This is a genomic window from Vibrio sp. 2130-1 (genome assembly GCF_033339515.1).
Genome location: NZ_JAWOUT010000714.1, coordinates 1 through 521 on the forward strand (window position 1 = coordinate 1; position 521 = coordinate 521).

Annotated in this window: 1 protein-coding gene; it reads right to left on the bottom strand. The window is 46.4% G+C overall.

What is annotated here, in order from left to right; all coding sequences use genetic code 11:
- Positions 1-106 precede the first annotated feature (106 nt).
- A partial coding sequence (locus R7Q09_RS28290; RefSeq protein ID WP_318144227.1) for a YcgN family cysteine cluster protein occupies positions 107-521 on the bottom strand: 415 nt, incomplete at its 5' end.

Sequence of the window (521 nt, forward strand, 5' to 3'; positions counted from 1 at the left end):
TCAACAATGACCGTCGTTTTGTCATCACTTATGAGAATCCGGTCTTTTATTGACCCTAAAAGCAAACAAGCCTTTCACTGTTGGTAAAAGGCTTGTTTCAATTTGGCTATGGGCGATTTGGGTGATTCAAAATGTGGTCTTCCCAATCCACCACATCAATTTCGTACACCACTTTGTTGCGGACACTTTCGCCCGCCGCGTGCATTGCGGATTTCGAGCCCGTAATCAACGGGTGCCATTCTGGTAATGGCTGATTTTCGGCTAACAGACGGTAAGCACACGTGTGCGGTAACCAAGTGAAATCGTCGATGTCTTCGCGTGTCAGCTTGGTGCACTCTTCGCCAGAGGTAAAGCGATTTGGGTAGTCCTTACATGAACATGTTTTGCTGTTCAGCCAGCTACACGCCACATTGGTGTAGTAGATTTCATCGGTATCTTCATCCATTAGCTTGTGTAGACAACACTTGCCACACCCATCACAAAGAGATTCCCATTCCTCTTCGCTCATGTGTTCTAACGAT